Source organism: Ralstonia sp. RL (assembly GCF_001683835.1).
Classification (GTDB): Bacteria; Pseudomonadota; Gammaproteobacteria; order Burkholderiales; family Burkholderiaceae; genus Ralstonia; species Ralstonia mannitolilytica.
Window position 1 is genome coordinate 1 of the sequence record NZ_LWRX01000132.1, and the last position, 22446, is coordinate 22446.

Annotated in this window: 19 protein-coding genes; 4 read left to right on the forward strand and 15 right to left on the reverse strand. The window is 67.1% G+C overall.

What is annotated here, in order from left to right; translation table 11 throughout:
- A partial coding sequence (locus A6M56_RS12560) for a glycoside hydrolase family 15 protein (protein WP_286758149.1) occupies positions 1–991 on the reverse strand: 991 nt, incomplete at its 3' end.
- A gap of 37 nt (positions 992–1028) precedes the next feature.
- On the opposite strand from A6M56_RS12560, the gene A6M56_RS12565 reads away from it, so the two are divergent.
- The 3 genes from A6M56_RS12565 to A6M56_RS12575 all read left to right on the forward strand — a co-directional run bounded on the left by A6M56_RS12565 (position 1029) and on the right by A6M56_RS12575 (position 4542).
- On the forward strand, positions 1029–2270 hold the full coding sequence (locus tag A6M56_RS12565; protein WP_102079815.1) for a DUF2252 family protein: 1242 nt from the start codon (positions 1029–1031) through the stop codon (positions 2268–2270).
- Between the two features lie 146 nt (positions 2271–2416).
- Positions 2417–3958, forward strand: a complete 1542-nt coding sequence (locus A6M56_RS12570; RefSeq protein WP_286758150.1) for a methyl-accepting chemotaxis protein — start codon at positions 2417–2419, stop codon at positions 3956–3958.
- 116 nt (positions 3959–4074) lie between these two features.
- Positions 4075–4542: a hypothetical protein gene (locus A6M56_RS12575; protein WP_062738550.1), complete on the forward strand. Its 468-nt coding sequence runs from the start codon at positions 4075–4077 to the stop codon at positions 4540–4542.
- A 4-nt stretch (positions 4543–4546) separates the two neighbouring features.
- On the opposite strand, the gene A6M56_RS12580 is transcribed toward A6M56_RS12575, so the two are convergent.
- The 12 genes from A6M56_RS12580 to A6M56_RS12635 all read right to left on the reverse strand — a co-directional run bounded on the left by A6M56_RS12580 (position 4547) and on the right by A6M56_RS12635 (position 16576).
- A complete protein-coding gene (locus A6M56_RS12580; RefSeq protein ID WP_082062902.1) occupies positions 4547–5269 on the reverse strand; it encodes an MgtC/SapB family protein in 723 nt (240 codons plus the stop codon).
- A 105-nt stretch (positions 5270–5374) separates the two neighbouring features.
- Complete coding sequence (locus A6M56_RS12585) at positions 5375–6478, reverse strand: SDR family oxidoreductase (protein ID WP_102079813.1); 1104 nt, start codon at positions 6476–6478, stop codon at positions 5375–5377.
- Between the two features lie 270 nt (positions 6479–6748).
- Positions 6749–7780, reverse strand: a complete 1032-nt coding sequence (locus A6M56_RS12590) for an XdhC family protein (RefSeq protein ID WP_045786860.1) — start codon at positions 7778–7780, stop codon at positions 6749–6751.
- Positions 7781–7838: 58 nt separating this feature from the next.
- Positions 7839–8486, reverse strand: coding sequence for an SRPBCC family protein (locus A6M56_RS12595; RefSeq protein ID WP_102079812.1), 648 nt, complete (start codon positions 8484–8486; stop codon positions 7839–7841).
- Positions 8477–9709, reverse strand: coding sequence for a vWA domain-containing protein (locus A6M56_RS12600; protein ID WP_102079811.1), 1233 nt, complete (start codon positions 9707–9709; stop codon positions 8477–8479). Before A6M56_RS12600 ends, A6M56_RS12595 begins: the two co-directional genes overlap by 10 nt.
- A gap of 2 nt (positions 9710–9711) precedes the next feature.
- Positions 9712–10617, reverse strand: a complete 906-nt coding sequence (locus A6M56_RS12605) for an AAA family ATPase (RefSeq protein ID WP_102079810.1) — start codon at positions 10615–10617, stop codon at positions 9712–9714.
- A 20-nt stretch (positions 10618–10637) separates the two neighbouring features.
- Complete coding sequence (locus A6M56_RS12610) at positions 10638–11444, reverse strand: FAD binding domain-containing protein (protein WP_102079809.1); 807 nt, start codon at positions 11442–11444, stop codon at positions 10638–10640.
- Positions 11445–11459: 15 nt separating this feature from the next.
- The gene (locus A6M56_RS12615) at positions 11460–13838 is read right to left on the reverse strand and encodes a xanthine dehydrogenase family protein molybdopterin-binding subunit (protein WP_045786855.1); all 2379 of its coding nucleotides are present in this window, start codon (positions 13836–13838) and stop codon (positions 11460–11462) included.
- Positions 13839–13868: 30 nt separating this feature from the next.
- On the reverse strand, positions 13869–14396 hold the full coding sequence (locus A6M56_RS12620; protein ID WP_062738555.1) for a (2Fe-2S)-binding protein: 528 nt from the start codon (positions 14394–14396) through the stop codon (positions 13869–13871).
- A gap of 368 nt (positions 14397–14764) precedes the next feature.
- Positions 14765–14941, reverse strand: coding sequence for a hypothetical protein (locus A6M56_RS12625; RefSeq protein ID WP_164491036.1), 177 nt, complete (start codon positions 14939–14941; stop codon positions 14765–14767).
- A gap of 159 nt (positions 14942–15100) precedes the next feature.
- A complete protein-coding gene (locus A6M56_RS12630; protein ID WP_045786853.1) occupies positions 15101–15580 on the reverse strand; it encodes a CreA family protein in 480 nt (159 codons plus the stop codon).
- A gap of 30 nt (positions 15581–15610) precedes the next feature.
- On the reverse strand, positions 15611–16576 hold the full coding sequence (locus A6M56_RS12635) for a LysR family transcriptional regulator (RefSeq protein ID WP_045786852.1): 966 nt from the start codon (positions 16574–16576) through the stop codon (positions 15611–15613).
- Between the two features lie 64 nt (positions 16577–16640).
- Here A6M56_RS12635 and A6M56_RS12640 point away from each other — a divergent pair, with 64 nt between their 5' ends.
- Positions 16641–18194, forward strand: coding sequence for an MFS transporter (locus tag A6M56_RS12640; protein WP_286758151.1), 1554 nt, complete (start codon positions 16641–16643; stop codon positions 18192–18194).
- Positions 18195–18311: 117 nt separating this feature from the next.
- Here A6M56_RS12640 and A6M56_RS12645 read toward each other — a convergent pair whose 3' ends face one another.
- Both A6M56_RS12645 and A6M56_RS12650 read right to left on the reverse strand, forming a co-directional pair.
- Positions 18312–21284: a transglycosylase domain-containing protein gene (locus A6M56_RS12645; protein ID WP_373271740.1), complete on the reverse strand. Its 2973-nt coding sequence runs from the start codon at positions 21282–21284 to the stop codon at positions 18312–18314.
- Between the two features lie 161 nt (positions 21285–21445).
- Complete coding sequence (locus tag A6M56_RS12650; RefSeq protein ID WP_045786849.1) at positions 21446–22357, reverse strand: LysR family transcriptional regulator; 912 nt, start codon at positions 22355–22357, stop codon at positions 21446–21448.
- Between the last annotated feature and the right edge of the window lie 89 nt (positions 22358–22446).

The following is a 22446-nucleotide window of genomic DNA, read 5'->3' on the forward strand; positions in this document are numbered from 1 at the left end:
CTGCAATCCCGTACATGATCTGCACCTGCGCGGGGCTGCCGGCAATGGCGCGCTCAAGCCATTCGCGCCAGGCGCGCGCTTCGTTGTAGTAGCCGGCGTTCATGAGGGCAAGCAGGGTGAGCGTGGCGTCGCGCAGCCAGCAGTAGCGGTAATCCCAGTTGCGCACGCCGCCGAGCTGTTCGGGCAGCGAAGTCGTGGGCGCGGCCACCACGCCGCCGGTGCGGTAGTAGGTGAGCGCCTTGAGCGTGATCAGCGAGCGCTCGACGGCTTCCGTCCACTCGCCCGCGCCCTTGCAGCGGCCGGACCACGCACGCCAGCGCGCTTCCACGTCGACCTGCGCTTCGATGGCATCGATGGAGCCCGGCAGCGGCAGGTGCGATGGCGAATGCGTCAGCACAAACGGCATCGCTTCGCCCTCGCTGACGGAGAACTCGGCTACGGTGGAGAGGTTCTCGCCGCGGATCGGCGCGGGCGTGCGCAAGGTCGTCATGTCGGGCCCGGCGATGGCTCGCAGCACGCAGTCCGGCATGTCGCACGGGCCGTCGGCCGGCACGCCGGTCGCCTCCGAGACGCGGCTGACCCACGGCACCGAGGCCCCGTAGTCGAAACGCAGCGTGAGGTCCATGCGCATGTCAACGGTGCCAGACAGGCCGCGGACGATGCGCACGAGGTCAGAGGTGTCGTCCCGCGCGCTGGTGGTGCCGGGCAGGCGGGCCGTCATGAAGTCGGTCAGGCTGACGGTGCCGGTGGCCGTTTCGAACACCGTTTCCAGCACCAGCGTGCCGGGCAGGTAGCGGCGGCGCACGGCGCGCACCTCGCCCTGCGGGGCGATGCGCCAGCGGCCGTGGTCGGGCGTGCCGAGCAGGGCGGCAAAACAGGCGCCGGAATCAAAGCGCGGCCAGCACAGCCAGTCGATCGACCCATCGCGCGAGACCAAGGCAGCGGTTTCACAGTCGCCAATCAACGCGTAATCTTCGATTTTCGAGGGCATTGCACTCCACTCCCAGCACTTTGACGAGGCCGTGACCATGCATGACAGCACCCGCATCCTGCTTGAATACAACGCCGGGCGCGATCCTGAAAGGCTCATCCGGAAGCTGGATGCCATCGCGGCCGACCCGTTTGCCTTCTTTCGCGGCACCAACAACCTGTATGCGGCCTCGCTGGCCGACGCTGCGCTGCTGCACGAAGCGCCGCGCACGCTTGTCTGCGGCGACTTGCATCTCGACAACTTCGGCAGCTTCAAGGGCGACAACGGCCTCGTCTATTTCGACATGAACGATTTTGACGAGGCCCTGGCCGCGCCGTTCACGGTCGATCTCGTGCGCGTGCTCTCGAGCCTGCAGGTCGCGGCCTACGGCTGGAAGCTCGCCGACGAAGACGCGCACAACCTGTGCCGCCGTTTCCTGGATACGTATGCAACCACGCTGGTGGACGGCAAGGCGCGCTGGGTGGAGCGCGCCACGGCCAGCGGCATCGTGCGAGACCTGCTGCGCGGCCTGCGCAAGCGCAACCGCGCCGCCTATCTCGCCGAGCGCACGGAGCGCAGCGGCAACCGGGTCCGCCTGCGCATCGACGGCCGCCGCACCCTGCGTGCAAGCAAAGACGAGGCCCGCCGCGCGCGCCGTATCCTGCAGGCCTATGGCGGGCAGGGCAACGGCCATGGCCAGCGTTTCGTCGCCGTGGACGTGGCGCGCCGCATCGCCGGCACGGGCAGCCTCGGGCTGGAGCGCTACACGGTGCTGGCGCGCCCGGAAGACGACCCCGCCACGCTGCGCCTGATCGACATCAAGCTCGCCGTGCCGAGCGTGTGGGCCGGCGTACTCGGCAGCGCGGGCAGCGTGGCGCCGTGGCCCAGCGAGGCGGCGCGCGTGGTCGGCATCCAGCGTATCTCGCAGGCCATCTCGCCGGCGCTGCTGCGTGGCGTCGTCTATGGGGCCAAGCGGGAGGCGGCCAAGTCGTACGTGGTCAAAAGCCTGCAGCCGACGGCCGACCGCGTGGCGCTGGGCTCGGGCAAGCGCGTGGTGGCCGACCTGGACGACGCGCTCCAGACCATGGCCCGCGTGGCGGCCTGGTGCCATCTGCGCGGTTGCGGCCGGCGCGGCACCGATCTCGTCGACACGCTGCAGGACTATGCCGCCGGCACGGCGTGGCGAAAATCGGCACTGGAGCTGGCTGCGCATGGGCGCAAGGTATCGCTGCGGCAATGGGCGGACTACGCCGAGGACTACCGCGCGGCGCGCGGCACGAGCGGCCGCAAGGCGCGCTGAAAGCGGCTGGCCGGCCACGCCCATGCGCTGCAGCGCACATCAGCCCTCAAGTTCGGCCCGGCACGAACCGATAGTGCAGGTAGCCGGCCGCCCGGCGCGATGGTCGCGCCTGCGTGAAGCGCCGTGCACGCCACTCTCCCGCGCCCATGTCCGCTCGCCTGACCATCCGCACCCGACTGGTGCTTTCGGTTTCCGTCCTCTTCCTGCTTGCCTTGTTGATCGGTGTGACTGGCTTGCTGGGCCTGCGCGGTGCCAACCTGGCACACGAGGAAACCTTCACCAATCAATTCCCGTCTGCGCTTGCGCTGGGCGAATCGGATCTGAGCCTGACGCGTGCCCGCACCGCGCTCGACAAGGCGATGCTGTATCCGAATGACAAGGGCGCGATGAAGCTGCTCGATCGCACCGAAGAGCTGATCGCGCGGTCGGATGAAGCGTGGAAGACCTACCTGACGCTGCCCCGCAGCAAGGAAGAAGACCGCCTCGCCAAGGAGGTCGCCACCGCGCGCGAAGCCGCGGCGGGCAGCCTGCGTGACATCATCAAGGCACTGCGCGCGGGCGATCGCGCGACGGCTGACGACATCATGGAAAAGCGCGTGTCCAACGCCTTCCGCGATTCCAACGACAAGAGCCTGGCGCTGAGCAAGAAGCAACTGGCCTTCTCCAAGGCCAACTATGACGCGTCGCAGCAGGTGTATGCGCGCTTTCGTGTGATCGTGGCGGCGGCTATTGTCGTCGCGCTGGTGGTGGCGCTGTGGTGTGCGTGGTCGCTGCTGCGCGCGATCGTCGGGCCGCTGGATGCCGCGCTGGCACAGTTCGATCGCATTGCTGCGGGCGACTTGACCCAGCCCGTGCGCGTGGATCGCCACGACGAGATGGGCCGCCTGCTCGAAGGCCTGGCCCGCATGCAGGACGCGCTCACCGACACCGTGCGCCGCGTGCGCTCGGGCTCCGAGTCGATCGGCGCGGCCACCAAGCAGATTGCCGCGGGCAATGCCGATCTGTCGCAGCGCACCGAAGAGCAGGCCAGCTCGCTGGAAGAGACCGCATCGAGCATGGAGGAGATGACCTCCATCGTCCGCCAGAACGCCGACAACGCACGCCAGGCCAGCCAGTTGGCCGACAGCGCTTCCGAAGTCGCCGCGCAGGGCGGGGCCGTGGTGACCGACGTGGTGGCGACCATGCGCGAGATCAGCGCGTCGTCGCGCACGGTCTCGGAGATCATCGGCGTGATCGATGGCATTGCGTTCCAGACCAACATTCTTGCGCTCAACGCCGCCGTGGAAGCGGCGCGTGCGGGCGAGCAGGGCCGCGGCTTTGCGGTGGTGGCCGGCGAGGTGCGCAACCTGGCGCAGCGCAGCGCCGCCGCTGCCAAGGAAATCAAGGAGATGATCGAGGCGTCGCTCTCCAAGGTGGAGGCCGGCAGCGCGCTGGCGGAGCGCGCGGGCAGCACGATGGAAGACATCGTGTCGTCCATCCGCCGCGTGACCGACATCATGGGCGAGATCGCGGCCGCCTCGAACGAGCAGAGCTCCGGCATCGAGCAGGTCAACAAGGCCGTCACGCTCATGGACGAAGCCACGCAGCAGAACGCCGCGCTGGTGGAGCAAGCCGCAGCGGCCGCTGAATCGCTGGAAGAGCAGGCGCAGGCGCTGAACGCCGCCATCGCGGCATTCCGGCTGGCCTGATCGCGTCGCATCGCTACGTTGCGTCGCCTGGAAGGGGACGGACGGGTACGGCAATCGCTTGCCTTGAACGCCGTTTTGGTGGATATCACCGGCTGGCTCATTCAAGGAATCGCACCATGCCGTTCATCCTTGCCGCGTTCGCGCTCGTCGGTCTGCTGGTTTATGGCGCGGCCCGCTTGTATCTCCAGGTCGCTTCAGCGTATGGGGCGGTGGTTGGGGCCGCGGCCGTGCTGCTGGCGGCTGGGTTGCTCGTGGCGCTCGCCCTGGCGCTGGTTCGGCGCCATCGCGCCATCCATGGCGTCAATGTGAAGGGGCAGCGCGTCGTCTCGCTCAGCGGCAGCTGGGGCCAAGTTGCCGTCGATGCCGAACAGAAGCGCGGCACGCTGAGCCTGCATGGGCAGAACGCCCGCTTTCTCTTTGCCGATATTGCCGGTGCCGATGCGGTCGAGCGCGAAGGCGCCTGGACGTTGGCGCTGCGGCTGAAGCATCAAGCGCAGCCAGAATGGCCGATCCCGATGCACAGTCGCCAGGAAGCGAAGCGCTGGGCGCGGATCTTCGACCTTGCGGCGGCCCAGGAGCTGTGACCGCTTATTCCGTCGTGCTCGGGTTCCAGAACGCCTGGGCCACGTGCGGCTGCGCCTGCAGCGACGCCACGATGCGGTCGAGTTCGGCCGCGTTCACCGCGGTCGACATCAGCATGGCTTCGATCTCCACGTGGTCTTCGCCAAACGGCTCGACCGACAGGTCGCTGATCGGGTAGCTGGCTTCTTCCAGCAGACGTTCCAGGTCGGCCAGCACTTCTTTCTGGCGCTCGCCGGTGGAGATGACGCACATCGTGTACGTGACTTCACTGGCCTGGTTGTCGAGTGGCGTACGGTTGATGCGGTCCACCACGGGCCGCAGCAGGATGTTCGATGCCAGCACAAATAGCGTAATGAGGATGGCCTGGCCCACCAGGTCCGACCCCGCCGCGGCACCCACCGCGGCCGAGCCCCACAGCGTGGCGGCGGTATTCAGCCCGCGCACGTTCAGCCCTTCCTTCATGATGGTGCCGGCACCTAGGAAGCCGACGCCCGACACCACGTAGGCGATCACGCGCGTGGTGTCCGATGCGGTGCCGATCTGCGCAGCCATGTCGACGAACGCCGATGCCGCGACCGCCACCAGCGCGTTGGTGCGCAGCCCCGCAGTCCGCTGCCTGACCTGCCGCTCGAAGCCGATCAACGACCCGAGCGCAAAGGCCGAGGCAAGGCTGATGAACGAATCGACCAGCGTGGCGACATTGAGATGGACGAGGGCTTGCAGCGTCATCGGCGGCTCCTTGTTCTTGGTTTTGCAGACCGGAGTCTTGGTAAAAGCGCCGATGGTTATAGCACGGCGCCATGACACGCCGTGCGGGCCGGGGAGGCCGGACGGCTACTTATAGTCCCACTGCATCTGCTCGGGAATCGGCACGTCGTCCGACGTCTCGAGGCAGCGGTCGAGGTAGGCCAGCAGCGAGCGCGGCTGGAAGCCCGTCTCCTGCACCAGCCGCGTGTTGTCGAACACGTAGCTCATGCTGGCGAACTTGGCATACAGGTGGATGCAGCGCGCGACCAGGCGCACATTGCCGTCGCCGGTCATGCTCAGGAATTTGCGGGCCAGCGCCTTTTCCGCGATCTTTTCCTGGTACACGTAGCCGGCCAGCGCCTGGGCGTCTTCTTCCGGCGTTTTGCAGCGCTTGAAGCGCGGATACAGCGTCTCAATGCGCTCGGAGTGCGCATCGCCCGCGCTGATGTGATACAGGTCGTACGCCAGCGTGGGCTTGGTCGACAGTTGCACGATGGCCTCGGCGCAGTCGTCCACGGGCAGGATGTCGACGCGGTCGCTCAGGCGGCAGCTGAACGTCTCGAGCATCGCCACCATTCGCAGCATCCAGAAGATGCTGCCCGACGGCTCGCACCCCAGCGTGCTGTGGCCGACCACGATGGACGGCCGCACCACCACCAGCGGCAGTTCGGGCACGGCCTCGCGCAGCTTCAGTTCGGCCATCCCCTTGGAGTACGTATACGGCACCGCGTGCTGCTCGATGGGCGGCACCTGCCAGCTTTCGCTGACGTGCCGATCGGCCAGCTGGCCGCACGACATGGCCGTGCCGATCTGCACGAAACGCTTCAGGCGTGAGCCCTGCGCCGCCAGCTTGCCCAGCGCCAGTACGCCACCTACGTTGGTTTCCCACAACGACGGATGGTTCGAGAACGTGGCCAGCGCCGCGCAGTTGATGATGATTTCTGGATCGCCGAGCCTGGCTGCGCCAGCATCGCGCAGGTCGAACGGCACGATCTGCGATTCCGTGATGGCATCCAGCGTGCCCGCGTCGAACTCGAACCGGCGCAGGTTGCTGCGCAGCCGCGCCAGCCCTTCGGCCGGGGTGTCACCGCGCACTGCAAAGCGTGTATCGGCCAGCAAACCTTTGGCAGCGAGGTTGGCGGCAATGGCGCCGCCCACAAAACCGGTCGCGCCGGTCAGCAAAATGCTCATGCGAGAAAACTCGAATTTCCTGAGTGCAAAGCGGGCGACCGACCCGCGTGCGAACAACGCTACCGCGCCCGCGCCGGCAAGCTCGCTGACAGCGCAGCCAGGGCCGGGGACGGACGATGGCGTCAGATGAAGGCGCGCATGCAAAACGGGCTTCGAGCCGCATGAACGGCCTGGTGCCGTACGGCCCGAAACGTGCGCAGAATCGGCGATTTATAAGAATGTAACCTTTCACGCGCCTTTCAGGCTCCCCCTCCGGCCAGAGGGTTGACTTCAGGCGGGCGGTACGGCGCAGTTCGACGCGGCATTGGCGGCGATCTCGCGCGCCGCCTTGGCGCCTTCCACCTGCAGGATCGTCGGCAGCGAGACACCGTTCTTGGCTGCCGTCACCTCGGCCAGGATGGAGATGGCGATCTCGGGCGGCGTGCGGCTGCCGATGTAGATGCCGACCGGGCCGTGCAGGCGTGCCAGTTCCGCGTCGCTCAGGTCGAACTCCTTCAGGCGCTCGCGGCGGTTGGCGTTGTTGCGACGGCTGCCGAGCGCACCGACGTAGAACGCGGGCGTCTTGAGCGCCTCCATGAGCGCGAGGTCGTCGAGCTTCGGGTCATGCGTGAGCGCGATGACGGCGCTGCGCTCATCGAGCTTCATGGCCATCACCGTGTCGTCGGGCATGGTGCGCACCATCGTGACGCCCGGGATCGACCATTCCTCGCTGTATTCCTCGCGCGGGTCGCAGACGGTGACCTGGTAGTCGAGCCCCACGGCGATCTGGCACAGGTAGCGCGAGAGCTGCCCCGCACCGATGACGAGCATCCGGTAGCGCGGCCCATGGATCGTCACCAGGCGTCGTCCGTCGAACTGCAGGCCGTCGGTGGCGTTGGCGTGTTGCAGCACGGTGGCGCCGGTGGCCATGTCGAGCGTGCGCGCGACGAGCTGGCCGGCTTCCACGGCGTGCAGCAGCGCGTCGATGCCGCTGGCGGCGCTCAGCGGCTCCAGCACGAGTTGCAGCGTGCCGCCGCAGGGCAGCCCGAAGCGGTGGGCCTCTTCTGCGCTGATGCCGTATTTGACGGCTTCCGGCCTGGTTTGCTGCAGGCCCTCGCGGCGCACGCGGTCGATGAGGTCGTCTTCGATGCAGCCGCCCGACACCGAGCCGACGACCACGCCGTCATCGCGCAGCGCAAGCATGGCGCCCTCGGGCCGCGGCGACGACCCCCAGGTCTTGACAACGGTGACGAGCAGCACCCGGCGCCCTTGTTCCAGCCAGCGCGCGCTGGTTTTCAAGACTTCAAGATCGACGCTGTCCATGATGCGTTGGCTGCGCTTTCGCGCGCTTGAGTAATGTGTTGCGGGGGAAGGGCTCCGATTATGCCCCGTGATGCAGAAACAGGTAGGCCGCCGCCACGGCCACCACCGCAACGATGATCCACGGCCACGGGTTGCGCGTCTGCAGCGCCGGGCTGACCGCAGGCGCGGCCTCCCGCGCACCGTGCGCGCGCAGCTCGCCGCCGGCAAGATCAGGGATGGCCTGCTCCGCCGGCATGCCGTCGAGAGCGGGTGTCGCGCCGGCAGTGGAGCCGAACTCCGCCGAGAAACGCTGGAAGAACTGGTCGGCCAGCTTGCGCGCTGCCCCGTCGACCAAGCGCGAACCGATCTGCGCAAGCTTGCCGCCCACCTGCGCCGTGGCGGTGTAGGACAGCCGGGTGACGGTCGGGCCCTCGGGCGTGAGCTCGACTTTCGCCCTGCCCTTGCCGAAACCCGCTGCGCCGCCCTGGCCGTCGAAGTGCAGCGTGTAGCTGCGCGGCGGGGTGATGTCGGCCAGCTGCATGCGCCCCTTGAAGCGCGCCTTGACCGGGCCGACGGCGGCCTGCATGGCGATCTCGTAGGCGTGTTCGCCGGCGGCGGTCAGGCTCTCGCAGCCGGGAATGCAGCGCTGCAGCACGGCCGGATCGTTCAGGGCATCCCAGGCGGTCTGCAGGGGCACGGGCAGGAGGTGAGTCTGGGTCAGTTCCATGGTGCGAGAGCTGTGGCGTGGGCGGGGTGAGGGCGTGGTACGCGGCTGCGGCGGGCATGCGCCAGTTCCTGCTCCAGCGCGGCGAGGCTGTCGAAATGGTGCGCCGGCACCATCGCATCGACATGCGGCAGGATGGCTCGCACGCCGCGTGCCCGTGGCTCGAAGCCGGCGAAGCGCAGCAGCGGGTTGAGCCAGACGATGCGGTGGGCGAAGCGGGCCAGGCGGGCCATCTCTGCGTCGAGCACGTCGATGTGTTCGTGGTCGAGGCCGTCCGTCACCAGGAGCACGGTGGAGCGGCACGAGAGCGTGCGGCGGGCCCAGCGGCGGTTGAACTCGGCCAGCGCCGCGCCGATGCGCGTGCCGCCCGACCAGTCCGGCACGAGTTGCGCGATGGCCTGCACGGCGACATCCGGATCGCGCTCGCGCAGTTGCCGCGAGACGTTGGTCAGCCGCGTCCCGAACAGGAATGCCTGGATGCGCTCGCGCGACTGCACCAGGGCGTGGCAGTAGTACAGCACCGCGCGCGAGTAGCGGCTCATCGATCCGGAAATGTCCAGCAGCAGGACGAGTGGCGGCGTGCGGTCGACGGGCTGGCGGTACTTCCACCCGACCCATTCGCCGCCCGCGCGTACGGCCTGGGCGGCCGTGGCGCGCAGGTCCGGATGGCGGCCACGCGAGGCCGCCTTCAGCCGGCGCGTGCGTTCCTGCGCCAGATGCACGCGGCGCTGGCGGATCATGTGCTGCAGCGTGCGCCACTCGGCGGCGTCGAGCGTGTCGAAGTCACGCGTGCGCAGCGCCTCGTTGGCGGAAAACGCCAGCGGCGCGACGATGCCGTGGCGCTCGCCGTCGGGCGCGACAGCAGGAGGCAGGCTGCCCGAGGGCTGTGCCCGCAGGGCGTCGGCCAGGCGGTTGTTGCGCGGGGGCGGGATGCCGCCGCGCACCTTGGGCAGCAGCAGCGCGCGCAGCTTGCCTTCCCAGTCGGGGTCGCGCCAGAACACGTTGAAGGCCGCGTCAAACAGCATGCGCTCATCCGGGTGCGAGACGAGCAGGGCAGCGAGCGCCGCCTTCACGTCGCCGCGGCGGCCGATATCGACATGGCCCAACGCTTCAATGGCGTCCACCGCGCGCGACGGCGCCAGCGGCATGCCGGCGTTGCGCAGCAGGCGCACGAAGTGCGTCACGTTGCGGGCCAGCATCGGTAACGGCGTCGACACGGCGTCCATGGCTACTCCGGCAACGCAGGTGCGGCCAGCAGTTGCTCGATGGTCGGCGCATCCACGCGGCTGAGGTCATCCTGGTACTTGAGCAGTACGCCGAGCGTGTCATGCACCGATTGCGGATCGAGCTCCGTGACATTCAGGGCGGCCAGCGCGCGGCACCAGTCGATGGCCTCCGCAATGCCCGGAGCCTTGAAGAGGTCGATGCCGCGCAGACGGTGGACAAAATCCACGGCGCGCTGCTGCAGGCGGGCGGCGGTTTCGGGCGCGCGTTGCGCCACGATCTGCAGCTCGCGCGCCTTGTCGGGGTAGCCGATCCATTGATACAGGCAGCGCCGCTTGAGCGCGTCGTGCACCTCGCGCGTGCGGTTGGACGTCATGATGACCAGCGGCACCACCTGAGCCCGCACGATGCCGAACTCCGGAATCGACACCTGGAAATCCGACAGCAGTTCCAGCAGGAAGGCCTCGAACGGCTCGTCGGCGCGGTCGATTTCGTCGATCAGCAGAACGCGCGGCGTATCGGGGCGGCCGGGGTTGACGGCATCAGGCAGCAGCGCCTGCAGCAGCGGGCGCTTGAGCAGGAATTCGTCGCGGTACAGCGTGTCGGCGCGCGGCGTCTGGCCGGCGGCTTCAGCCAGGCGCAGCGCCATGATCTGCCGCGGGTAATCCCACTCGTAGAGCGCACTGGCCGTGTCGAGCCCCTCATAGCACTGCAGCCGCAGCAGCGACGTGCCGAGCAGCCCGGCCGCCGCCTTCGCGAGTTCGGTCTTGCCGACGCCGGGCTCGCCCTCCAGGAACAGCGGCCGCTGCATGCGCAACGCGAGGAACAGGGCCGTCGCCAGCTCGCGGCTGGCGAAGTAGCCCTGGCCCTGCAACTGCGCGAGGCAGTCGTCGATGGAGTCAACCGGCATGCAGTTCCCCGCAGATGCGGCTAGTGATGCCGCGCCAATGCCTGCTCCACCGCGCGCGCCGCCAGCACCGGAATCAGGTGCGCCCGATACTCCGGCGACGCATGCAGATCGCCGAGCAGATCATCGGCCGGCACCACGACCTTGCGCGCCGCCTCGGAGGTGAAGCTGGCGGCCAGCGCCTGCTCCAGCGGCGTGCAACGGAACACGCACGCCGCCGCGCCCGTCACCGCCACGCGCACGTTGTTGCCCTTGCGGCTGATGAATACACCCACCAGCGCAAAGCGCGACGCGGGGTTGCGGAATTTCAAGTAGGCCGCCTGGTCCGGCACGGGAAACTGCACCTCGGTGATGAGTTCATCCGCAGCCAGCGCCGTCTCGTACATGCCGAGGAAGAAATCGTCCGCCGCAATATCGCGCCGCTCGGTGACGATGGTGGCATTCAGGCCGAGCACGGCCGCCGGATAGCACGCGGCCGGGTCGTTGTTGGCAAGCGACCCGCCGAGCGTGCCCATGGCGCGCACCTGCCTGTCGCCGATGCCGCCGGCCAGCTCGGCCAGCGCGGGGAGCATGCGCCGCACCTCGTCGCTCTCGGCTACATCGGCGTGGCGCGTGGCGGCGCCCACGGTGATCACACCCGGCTGCGAGCGGATGCCGGTCATGCCCGGAATCTGCGTGACATCCACCAGGGCAGACGGCTGCGCGAGCCGGAGCTTCATCGCCGCGAGCAGGCTCTGGCCGCCTCCGAGGTATTTGGCGTCCGCATGCGTCTTCAATGCCGTGACGGCGGTCTGGGCGTCGGTGGCTTTCTGGTACTCGAAGTCGTACATGGTGGGCTCCTCTGCCTAGGCCTTGGCCGCTTGAATGGCTTGCCAGACGCGGTGCGGCGTCGCGGGCATCTGGATGTCCTTCACGCCCAGTGGTGCAAGCGCGTCGACGATGGCGTTGATGAGCGCCGGCGGGGAGCCGATGGCGCCGGCTTCCCCGCAGCCCTTCACGCCGAGCGGATTGTGCGTGCACGGCGTGCCCTTGGCGGTTTCCACCGTGAAGCTGGGCAGGTCGTTGGCGCGCGGCATGGCGTAGTCCATGTACGAGCCGGTCAGCAGCTGGCCGTTTTCGTCGTACACGCACGCTTCGAGCAACGCCTGGCCGATCCCCTGACCAAGCCCGCCATGCACCTGGCCCTCGACGATCATCGGATTGATGATGTTGCCGAAGTCGTCCACCGCAACGAAGCGGTCGATGTGCACCTCGCCGGTGTCGGGGTCGACTTCCACCTCGCAGATGTACGCGCCGGCCGGGTAGGTGAAGTTGGTCGGATCGTAAAATGCGTTTTCGTCCAGCCCGGGTTCGAGTTTGTCGAGCGGATAGTTGTGCGGCACGTAGGCGGTGAGCGCAACTTCGCCAAAGGTCTTGGTGCGGTCGGTGCCGGCCACGCGGAAGACGCCATCCTTGAACTCGATGTCTTCCGCCGATGCCTCCAGCAGATGCGCGGCGATCTTCTTGGCCTTGGCCTCGATCTTGTCGAGCGCCTTCATGATGGCCGAGCCGCCCACGGCAATCGAGCGTGAGCCGTACGTGCCCATGCCGAACGGGATGCGGCCGGTGTCGCCGTGCACGATCTCGATGTTGTCGATGGGCACGCCCAGGCGATCGGCCACCACTTGCGCGAACGTCGTCTCGTGGCCCTGGCCGTGGCTGTGCGAGCCGGTGAAGACGGTGACGGAGCCGGTCGGGTGCACGCGAATTTCGCCGGCTTCAAACAGGCCGGCCCGCGCGCCCAATGCCCCCGCGATGTTCGACGGCGCGAGGCCGCATGCTTCGATGTAGCAGGAATAGCCCATGCCACGCAGCCGGCCCTTGGCGCGGGAGGCATCGCGTCGGGCAGCAAAGCCTTTCACGTCAGCCAATTCGATGGCGCGGTCCAGGCACGGCTCGTAGTCGCCCGTGTCATACGTCAGGCCCACCGGCGTGGCATACGGAAACGTGCGGATGAAGTTGCGGCGGCGCAGCTCAGCCGGGTCGATCTGCAATTCGCGCGCAGCCGTTTCCACGAGGCGTTCGACCACATACGTTGCTTCCGGCCGCCCGGCGCCACGATACGCATCGACGGGCGCGGTGTTCGTGAACACCGCTTTCACTTCGGCATAGATGGCCGGCGTCTTGTACTGGCCGGCCAGCAACGTCGCATACAGGATGGTCGGCACGCTGCTGGCAAACGTCGACAGATACGCGCCCATGTTGGCCGTCGTATGCACGCGCATGGCGAGGAAATTGCCCTGCGCATCGAGCGCCAGTTCCGCATGCGTGACGTGGTCGCGGCCATGCGCATCGGTCAGGAAGGATTCGGAGCGCTCGGCCGTCCACTTGATCGGTCGCCCGACCTTTTTCGATGCCCACGTGAGCGCCACGTCTTCCGGGTACAGGAAGATCTTCGAGCCGAACCCGCCGCCCACATCCGGCGCAATCACGCGCACCTTGGCTTCGGTCAGGCCCAGCACGAATGCCGACATCAGCAGGCGTTCGACGTGCGGGTTCTGGTTGGCGACGTAGAGCGTGTAGCTGTCGTCCTGGCGCGAATAGCTGGCGTTGACGGCGCGCGGCTCGATGGCATTCGGGATCAACCGGTTATTGACGATGTCGAGCTGCGTCACGTGCGCGGCTTTGGCAAATGCCGCGTCGGTGGCCGCCTTGTCGCCGTGGCCCCATGTGTAACAGGTGTTGTTCGGCACGTCGTCGTGGACGGCGGTGCCGGCGGTATCCGCAGTGGCGGTGTCCACCACGGCGGGCAGTTCGTCGTATTCGACGTCGATCATCTCGACGGCGTCCTTGGCGATCTTCACCGATTCAGCCACCACCAGCGCGACCTGGTCGCCCACGTGGCGCACCTTGCCTTGCGCGAGCACAGGGTGGGGCGGCTCCTTCATCGGCGTGCCGTCGATGCTGTGGATGAGCCAGCCGCACGGCAGGCCGTTCACCTTGTCGGCGGCCAGATCGTCGCCCGTGAGCACGGCCAGCACGCCCGGATGATTGCGTGCCGCATCCGCATTGATGTGCTTGATGCGGGCATGCGCATACGGCGAGCGCAGGAATGCCGCATACGACTGGTGCGCCTGGACGACGTCGTCCGTGTACTGCCCGGCGCCGGTCAGGAAGCGGAAGTCTTCCTTGCGCTTGACGGCCGCGCCGATCAGCTGGTGGTTCGGTTCTGCGGGAGCGTTCATGGTGGTGTCCTCGCCTCGTCGGTCGCCTGATCAGGCAGCATGCGCGCGCGCGGCGGCCAGGCTCTGCACGGAGACGTCGTCGCCTTCGGCCTCGGCCATGGCTTCGGCGCCTTTCATGACGGCGCGCACGATGTTGTGATAGCCGGTGCAGCGACACAGGTTGCCGTCGAGCTGCTGCCGCACCTGCTGTTCGTCGGGATGCGGGATGCGTTCCACGAGGGCCGTCGCCGCCATCACCATGCCCGGCGTGCAGAAGCCGCATTGCAGGCCGTGGCATTGGCGAAAGGCTTCCTGCATCGGGTGTAGCTTGCCGCCCTTCGACAAGCCTTCGATCGTCGTCACCTCGGTGCCTTCGGCCTGCACGGCGAGGATGTTGCACGACTTCACCGCGCGCCCATTCATATGGACCGTGCACGCGCCGCATTGCGCGGTATCGCAGCCGACGTGCGTGCCGGTCAGGCGCAAATGCTCGCGCAGCAGTTGGACCAGCAGGGTGTGGGGTTCGACGTTGACGGTGACGGGCGCACCGTTGACCGACAGCTTGAGGCTGATCGCCATGGGAGTCTCCTTTGGGGGATGGTCGCCGGGGGCCACGTTGTGCGCCTGTGTTGCAGCGGAAATGCGCGCGTGGTCTCGGTATCGGTGTCGCGGCTCTACTCAGTAAAGCACAGGCCCGAGAGAAGACAACCGGCAGGCGGTTGAGGCAGAACGGAGGAGAAGGGCGATGCCGCAGCGCGCAAAAACACGCGCCGCAGACATGACAAAGGGCCGGAATCCGGCCCTCGATTGGCACCAGGCGGTCATGACCTGGCGGGTGTGGCGGCTGCTCTGCTGAGACACGGCCGGCGCACGGGTATTACGGTGTTGCGGTACTACCTACGGCTCGCATGGGCACACGCCCATCGACAATCGACAATGACGGCCTATCAGGCCTTGGCGGTGCGCTGCGGGCTGAACAGGTTCGCGATTGCCGAGAAGAACTGGGCAAACGAGAACGATTGGCCGTTCGGACGGCGGTAGTAGTAGATACCTTCGGACATTTCGCGTTCGATCAGTTCGCGTTCGAGTTGATCGGTCAGCTTCAGGTCGTTCGTGTTTTGCATGATTGGCCTCTTAGGGATTTCCCGGTTAGGGAATACCCTAATCATACACCGGATGATGCAATGCACCATACGTAGGCTTACGTATGCACCATCCCGTGTTGTGTGGCCACCACGGCAGCGTTGCAACGCACCAATGTGGTGCGCCCGGTACTGCGCTGCCTATCTGACGGGGATCGGCTGGCCCGCCGGAACCGGGACCGCCGTCACGCTGTTCTTGGGGCTGCCCGAGATGACCTTGTCGGAATACGTCAGGTACACCAGCACATTGCGCTTGCGGTCGACCACGCGCACTACGTGCAGCGTCTTGAAGACCAGCGAGAGCCGCTGCGTGAACATGTCGTCCTGCTGCGGAAGCGGCTTGGCGAAGCTGATGTCCCCGACCTGGCGGCAGGCGACGGCGGCTTCGCTCACGTCTTCGGCCACGCCCAGCGTGCCCTTGATGCCACCCGTGCGGGCGCGCGACACGTAGCAGGTGACGCCCTGCACGAGCGGATCGTCAAAGGCCTCGACGACGATCTTGTCGGAGCCGGTGATGCGGAAATTGGTGCTGACGCTGCCGATGTCCTCCGCGCGCGAGCACGCGGTGGCGCATAAGGCGAGGGCGGCAACAACAAGCGGAAAGCGGGTCAAGGGGCGCATGGGTTCGCGGCAATCCAGAAGGTTGGAGGGTCAGAGCAGGGATTCGGGCGGCCACGGCGCCGTCGCTTCGTCCAGGAAGGTGGACCGCACATCGGCGTGCTGCCGGGAACGTTCGATGCGGCGGTGCAGGGCGTCCATGAAGACCTTGACCTTGGCGGGCATCAGCCGGCGCCCGGGGAACACCGCGTACACGCGCATCGGCGGCGATTGGAAATCGGTGAGCACCTCCTGCAGCGCGCCCGAGGCCACCAGATCGGTGGCAAACACGGACGTGATCCGCGCGACGCCAAAGCCGGCGATGGCCGCCTGCATGCGCAGCTCACTGTTGGAGGTGCGCATGCGGAAGTCCAGCGGCAGGTTGAGGGTTTCGCCGCCGGGTGTGCGGAACTGCCATTCCGATTCGTTCGAGGTGCCGAGGCACGGCCAGTCGGCAAGCTGGTCGGGGTGGGTCAGGGGGCCGAGGCGTTCCACCAGTTGCGGCGCGACCACCACCGCCCGCCGCAGGTCGAACACGCGCTGGGCGACGAGGCCGGAGTCGGGCAGCGGGCCGCGCGGCACGGTCAGCATGATGTCGTAGCCCTGGGCGAGCGGATCGATCTGGCGCGGGGCGACGTCCACCTCGATGCGCAGGCCGGTGTGCTCGCGCATGACTTCCAGCACGACCTCGGCAAACTGCCGCGCCGCAAACTCATACGGCATGGCAATGCGCAGCGTGCCCGCGGGTGACTGAAACGTCGCGGCGGCGTCTTCCGAGACTTCGCGCAGCCGCTGGAACAATGGGCCGGCGTCGCGCAGCAGGGCTTCGCCGGCATCGGTCAGGCGCAGGCGGCGCGTGCTGCGCTCGAACAGCCGGACGCCGAGCTTGCCCTCCAGCCGCGATACCGCTGTACTGACCGAAGACTTGGGCAGCCCCAGCCGGTCGGCCGCGCGCGTGAAGCTGCCGAGCGTGGCCACGGTGCAGAAGGTGTCCCAATCGTTCCAGTCTGTCGTTCGCATGATTGAACAATGAATTTGTCGGAAGGCGATTTCCGCCGCTTTCAGGGCAAATTACCATCCCCGCATGAACACGCCAAGCCCAGACCACACGGTTTTGCCGCCCCCAGCCCCACGCCCCCAGCCCGCCCCGTCGACGGTGGGCAGCCGGATGGAGCTGCGCATGGTGGGCATGGTGATCGGCCTGGCGACGGGCGTGGATTACATGTCCAACCTGATGTTCTCGATTGCCGGGCCGCACATCGAAGGCGGCGTGCTGGCGTCGCAGGACGTCTACCTGTGGGCGGTGGCGGCGTATGCGGCGGCGGCCAGCCTGGCCATCCTCGTGATGGGCCGGCTCGCCGACCACATGACGTATCGCCGCCATACGCTGCTGTCGTTGCTGGTGTTCATCGTCGGCACGCTGATGTGCGCGGCGGCCGAGGGCGGCACCATGCTGATCGTCGGCCGGGCGGTGCAGGGCTTTGGCGGGGGGCCCATGCTTTCGACCTCGCGCATCTTTGTCCAGCATAGCCCCGCGCACGAACGGCGCACGATGATGAAGGGCATGATCTACGGCATCTTCGGGCTCAGTTGCGTGTCGCCGATGCTGTCGGCGGCGCTGACGGAGCAATTCGGCTGGCGCGCCATCTTTGTCGCGCAGCTGCTCGTGGCGGTGGTGGTGGCCGCGCTCGTCGCGGCGTTCTATCCGCACCCCCAAATGCATGAGCGCAAGGGCGATTTCGCCTCGCTCGACTGGCCCTCGGCCATTGCCTTCGGGGTCGCGGCGCTCATTGCGCTGCATGGTTTTCAGCAGGCGCGGTTCGTTCACCCGGATGGCTCGCCGGCGCAGGTGTTGCCCATCATCGCCGTGGCGGCGCTCATTGCCTGGGTCGGCATCCGCCAGACCGGCCACCCGCTGCCGTGGGTCGACTTGCGCGCCACGCTGCAGCGGCGCTTCCTGATGGGCATGGTCTTCTATGCCATCTATTACGTATTTGCGAGTGCGTGGAGCTTTCTCTCGTCGAGCCTGCTGCAGAACGGCCTGGGCTTTCGCTATGAGACCACGGCGCAACTCATGAGCCTGGGCGGGCTGGTGACGGTGGTGCTGGGCATCCTCAACTTCCAGTTGACGAACGTACTGCCCACCAAGCGCGTGCTGGTCTCCATCGGCTTCGTCCTGATGGCGGCGGCCCTGCTGTGGATGTCGCATGCGGCGATGCCGGGGGCCTCGGTGGCGGCGGTGGCGCCGGGATTCATGATCGAAGGCATGGTGGGGATGTTCGTGGTGATCCAGGTGGCCGGGCTGACGTACGTCGACCTGCCGGCCCGGGATTTCGGCCACGCCTATCAGTTCAAGGGGATCATGCGGGCCTGGGCGCAAGCTTTCGGGACGATGGGCGCCACGCTGCTGCTGCAGCACGGGCAGGCGCAGCACCGGACGGATCTTGTCGGACGCGTGAGCGCGTTTACGCCTGCCTGGCAGTGGCCGCATGCGCTGCAGGGCGCTGAACTGATCCGGATTTCCGCGGAGATCGATCGGCAGGCGACGTTGCTGGCGGTGAAGGATCTGTTTGCCTGGGGGGCGATGGTGGCGGTGGGATGTGCTTTGGGGATTTGGTTGCAGCGGGCTTTGCGGTGAGGTTTTTGTTTGACCCTCGGTTTCGTTCCCTGGCGAGGACGCCCCCTTCTAGGGCAGGAACGGCAACGACCACACCGGCGGGGCGCTCGTGTTGTCGCCGTTTTTCGTGCGTGGCAGTCAATCCAGCTTTTGTTCGGGGGCGGTGGCCTGGGGGAGCTTGCAGTTGAAGGCGGGGGCCTCGTCCTTCAGATCCAGGTGATTCATCAGCGTGGGGGCCAGGACCTTCAGGACCTGCACGGTCAGTGCGCTGGTGAATTTGTACTTGGCGGCGTCGGCGCCGGCGACGTAGGCGACGACGGTACCGAAGTAGCGGTCACCTAGATAGAACACGAAGGCGCCGGAGCGGCTGACGACGCGCTCGGAGATCAGCCCGCCGCCGCGGCTGAAGGTCTTGAAGCGGTTGTCGCCGGTGCCGGTCTTGCCACCGAGCGTGATGGGCCTGCCGTCTTTCCGGACGAAGGTGCCCGATATCCGCTTGGCGGTGCCGCCTTCGACGACGGCAGCGAGAGCGGATTTCACCAGCGGCGGGATCTCGGGCGGCAGCACGCGTTCGCCGGCGTGCGGGTCGCGGCACAGCATCACTTCGTATGGGGTGTTGGCGGCAAAGCGCAGGCGGTCGATGCGCACGGTGGGCAGGCGGATGCCGTCGTTCTCAAGGATGCCCATAAGCTCCGCCAGCGATGCCGGACGGTCTGCCGACGCGCCAATGGCCGTGCCGTACGACGGCACGAGCGATTCGAACGGATACCCAAGCCGCTTCCACATGGCGTGGATCTGCTGGAAGGCCTCGATTTCCAGCATCTGCTTGATGCGCTTGTCCTGCGCCCCCTTGCGCCTGGACTGCAGCAGCCACTTGTAGACGGCCAGCCGTTCCGTGGCGCTGGCTTCGTTCACCTGGGACAGCGTCGCCTGCGGATGCTCGCGCAGATAGGCCACCAGCCACAGCTCCAGCGGGTGCAGCCGCGCGATGTAGCCGCGGTCGGCCAGGTCGAAACGCTGCACCGAATAGGTGTTGTACAGCTTGGTGATGGCCGCGTCGTCGAGCTTCGTGCCCGGCAGGTAGGTGCGGAGGAAGGCGGCCAGCTTGTCGGGTCCTGCCTGCGGATCGATGCTGCGGAAGATGGTGGCGAGCCGCACCGGCGTGGCGTGGGTGCTCTGCACGAGGATCGCTTCACGCTCCTGGTCGGTCTTGCCCTTGTACTTGGCATAGAAGCGGCCCATGAAGAGCTTGCCTTCGCGGTCGGCAAAGCGCCGCAGGTAGATCTGGCGCTGCGGCGAGTCTGGATCGGTCAGCGCCTCGGCGCCGGCGCTTGGCAACTGATGCTGAAAGTAGCGCGAGATGTCGCGCATGATGCGCACGAAAACGAGGTTGACGGAGTGCTTGAGGCCCTCGCGCACCGTGAAGTTCTGCGTGCCTTCCCACTTCTCGAAGTTCTCGAAGCTCTGCATGCCGCCGCCGGTGGCAAACCATTCGCCGGCGTTGCCCGAGTATTTGCGCTCCATCGAGGCATCGAGCATGGCCGTGAGCGAGCGGTCCTGCGTGTGCGCAAGGTAATCGACGGCCCAGCGCTCGATCGGGTTCTGCACCGGAATGTTCAGCTTGCGCAATGCCGCCGCAGGCTGGCCGGCATAGCGCTCATGCAGCTCGGCCACGAGCTGCAGATACGTCACCAGCGTGCGCAGCTTGGCGGTGGAGCCCAGGTCGAGCTTCACGCCCTCGTTGATGTCGAACGGCTTGTCGAAGGTGTCGGCCTGCACGAGCACACGGTTGCCGCCGGGGGCGCGTTCGTACAGCGTGAAGCTGTAGGTCACGCCGCGCGGGTCGCCGTGTTCGAGCATCTTGTCGCCGACGAGGCCGGCGGCCTTGGCGCGCTCGGGGTCGCGCAGTTTGCGCAACTCGGTGGTGATATCGCGCTGCAGCGGCGCGTCGAGCGTACTGCTGGCCATCAGGTCGAGCCGGTCGAGCGCATACATGCGCGAGACGCCCAGCATGCCCGCCAGGTTGACGCGCACGGCGTTGGTGCCTTTGTGCTCGAGGGGAGGCGCCGGCACGCGCGTGTTCAGCGCCTGCTGCTTGAGCGACTGCGCAATCGCGGCATCCCGCAGGGCTGGCGCAATCACGCCCGATGCGGCGAGCACCCGCAGGTAGGCGTTGGTCAACGTTTCCAGCTCGTCGAGATTCTCGAGGTAGTACGACGGCCGCCGCTGTGACACCAGGAGGCTCAGCGCTTCCTTGTATGCCAGCGCGCGGTCGGCCAGCGGCGCCTCCGATGTGGGCGACAGCAGGGCGTTCACCTGCGCGAAGTCGCGCCCGTACCAGACCCACAGCGCATCGCCGATCCCCTGGATTTCGCCAAACCCGGCGCGGGCGCCGAGCGGCACGGTGTTCAGGTAGGCGACCACGAGCTGGTGCCGCGTGGCCGTGGTGTCTTCTCCGTTGAGATACGCGCGTGCGGAGGCCGAAGCCATCTGGCGCAGCTTCTCAGCCGGCGAATCGGTGCGGCCTTCCGGCGAATGGCGGTACTTCTCAATCTGCGTGGCGAGCGTGCTGCCGCCGGGCGACTCGTGTGCGGCGTTGACGGTATGCAGGGCGCGGTCCCATACCGCGCGGGCCAGGCGCGTCCACTCCACGGCCGGATTGCGCTTCGGGTATTCCGTCTGCAGCAGCGTGCGGTTCTCGATGGCCAGCAGCGAGCTGACCAGCAGCGGCGGTACGGCGTCGAAGCGGTCGTACACGCGCTCGGGATGGCGCGCGCGGTAGATCGGGCGCCCCTCGACGTCCAGCAGTTCGAGGCCGGCCTGGTCCTTCTCGTGATACGGCGCGTTCATGCCGCGGTCCATCCACGCAACCATGTCGTTGGACGGCACGGCCTGCTGCGCGACGATGTAGCCGCGTGCGCGCAGGCGGTCAAGAAAGACGGGCAGATCGTGATAGCCCAGCCGTTCGTCGTAGGGGCCGGAATTCGGAAAGCGCGCCGAGGTGTTGGGGCCCGGCTTGACAGGAAAGGTCTGCGACTGCGCGAGCTGTGCGAAGTAATGCGCCTGCCACGAAGACGTGCGGAACTCGCGGGCGACCAGCCATGCGGCCATTGCAAGGACCAGCGCCGCAAACACGGCCAACTTGATGACGCGGCGGCGTTTTCTTGTCACTCGCTACGCTCCAATCGCAGGCGGATCAACGCCTCACTTCAATCTAGCCCATGCGCATGCCGTGTCCAGCGGCGTGTAACTTTGGGCTGCCGTTGCAAGCCTTACGAAGGGGCGTAATACGGAATCTGCTGCTCGTCGTACAGCCGGTATATCAGCGCCAGCATGGCCCGGATGTCTTCCGACTCATCCAGCAGGCGTGTGCTGAAGATGATGGGCGACACCAGTTGCGGGTCATCGAGCTCCAGGTAGCAGACGTCCTCGCGCTTGAGGCCCGCCACGCTGCGCGGTACGACAGACACCCCTTCGCCGGCCGCCACCAGCCCCAGGGCGATTTGCAATTCCCGTGCCTCGTAGATCTTGCTCGGCTCGAGCGCCCGGTCGTGAAACAGGGCCAGAACCTGGTCCGCGTAGCTTGGGCGTGGCGCGCGCGGGTAGATGATGAGCGTCTCGCCCACGAGGTCGCGCAGCGATGCGGCCGGCTTGGCGCCCAGCAGCGGGTGGCCCGAGGGCAGGGCGACGATCAGGCGCTCGTCGCGCAGCAGGATGCGGCGCACGTTCGGGTCTTCATAGCGGATGCGGCCGAAGCCGACGTCGATGCGGCCGTTCTTGAGCGCCTGGATCTGGTCCATGGTCGTCATCTCGTGCATGGTCAGATCGACCATCGGGTACTCGGCCCGGAAGCGCCGGATGACCTTCGGCAGCATGCCGTACAGCGTTGAGGCAACGAAGCCGATCGACAGGCGCCGCTCGATCTGTCCCACGCGCTGCGTCATCGAGGCGAGCTCGGCCGTCTGCGCCAGCAACTGGCGTGCGTGGGCGTGGAAAAACCGCCCGGCTTCGGTCAGCCGCAGCGGCCGGCTGCCGCGCTCGAACAGCACGACGCCGATTTCCTCTTCGAGCTGTTGAATCTGTCGCGAGAGCGGCGGCTGCGCGATGTGCAGGCGCTCGGCCGCACGCGTGAAGTTCAGCTCCTCGGCAACGGCGACGAAGTAGCGCAGGTGGCGCAGTTCCATATCCAACCTTGTAGGTATGAAGCCGATACTAAATCAGTGTTGGACGCAATAAATCGCGCTGCGTAATCTGATTTCCACGTTGATCGCTG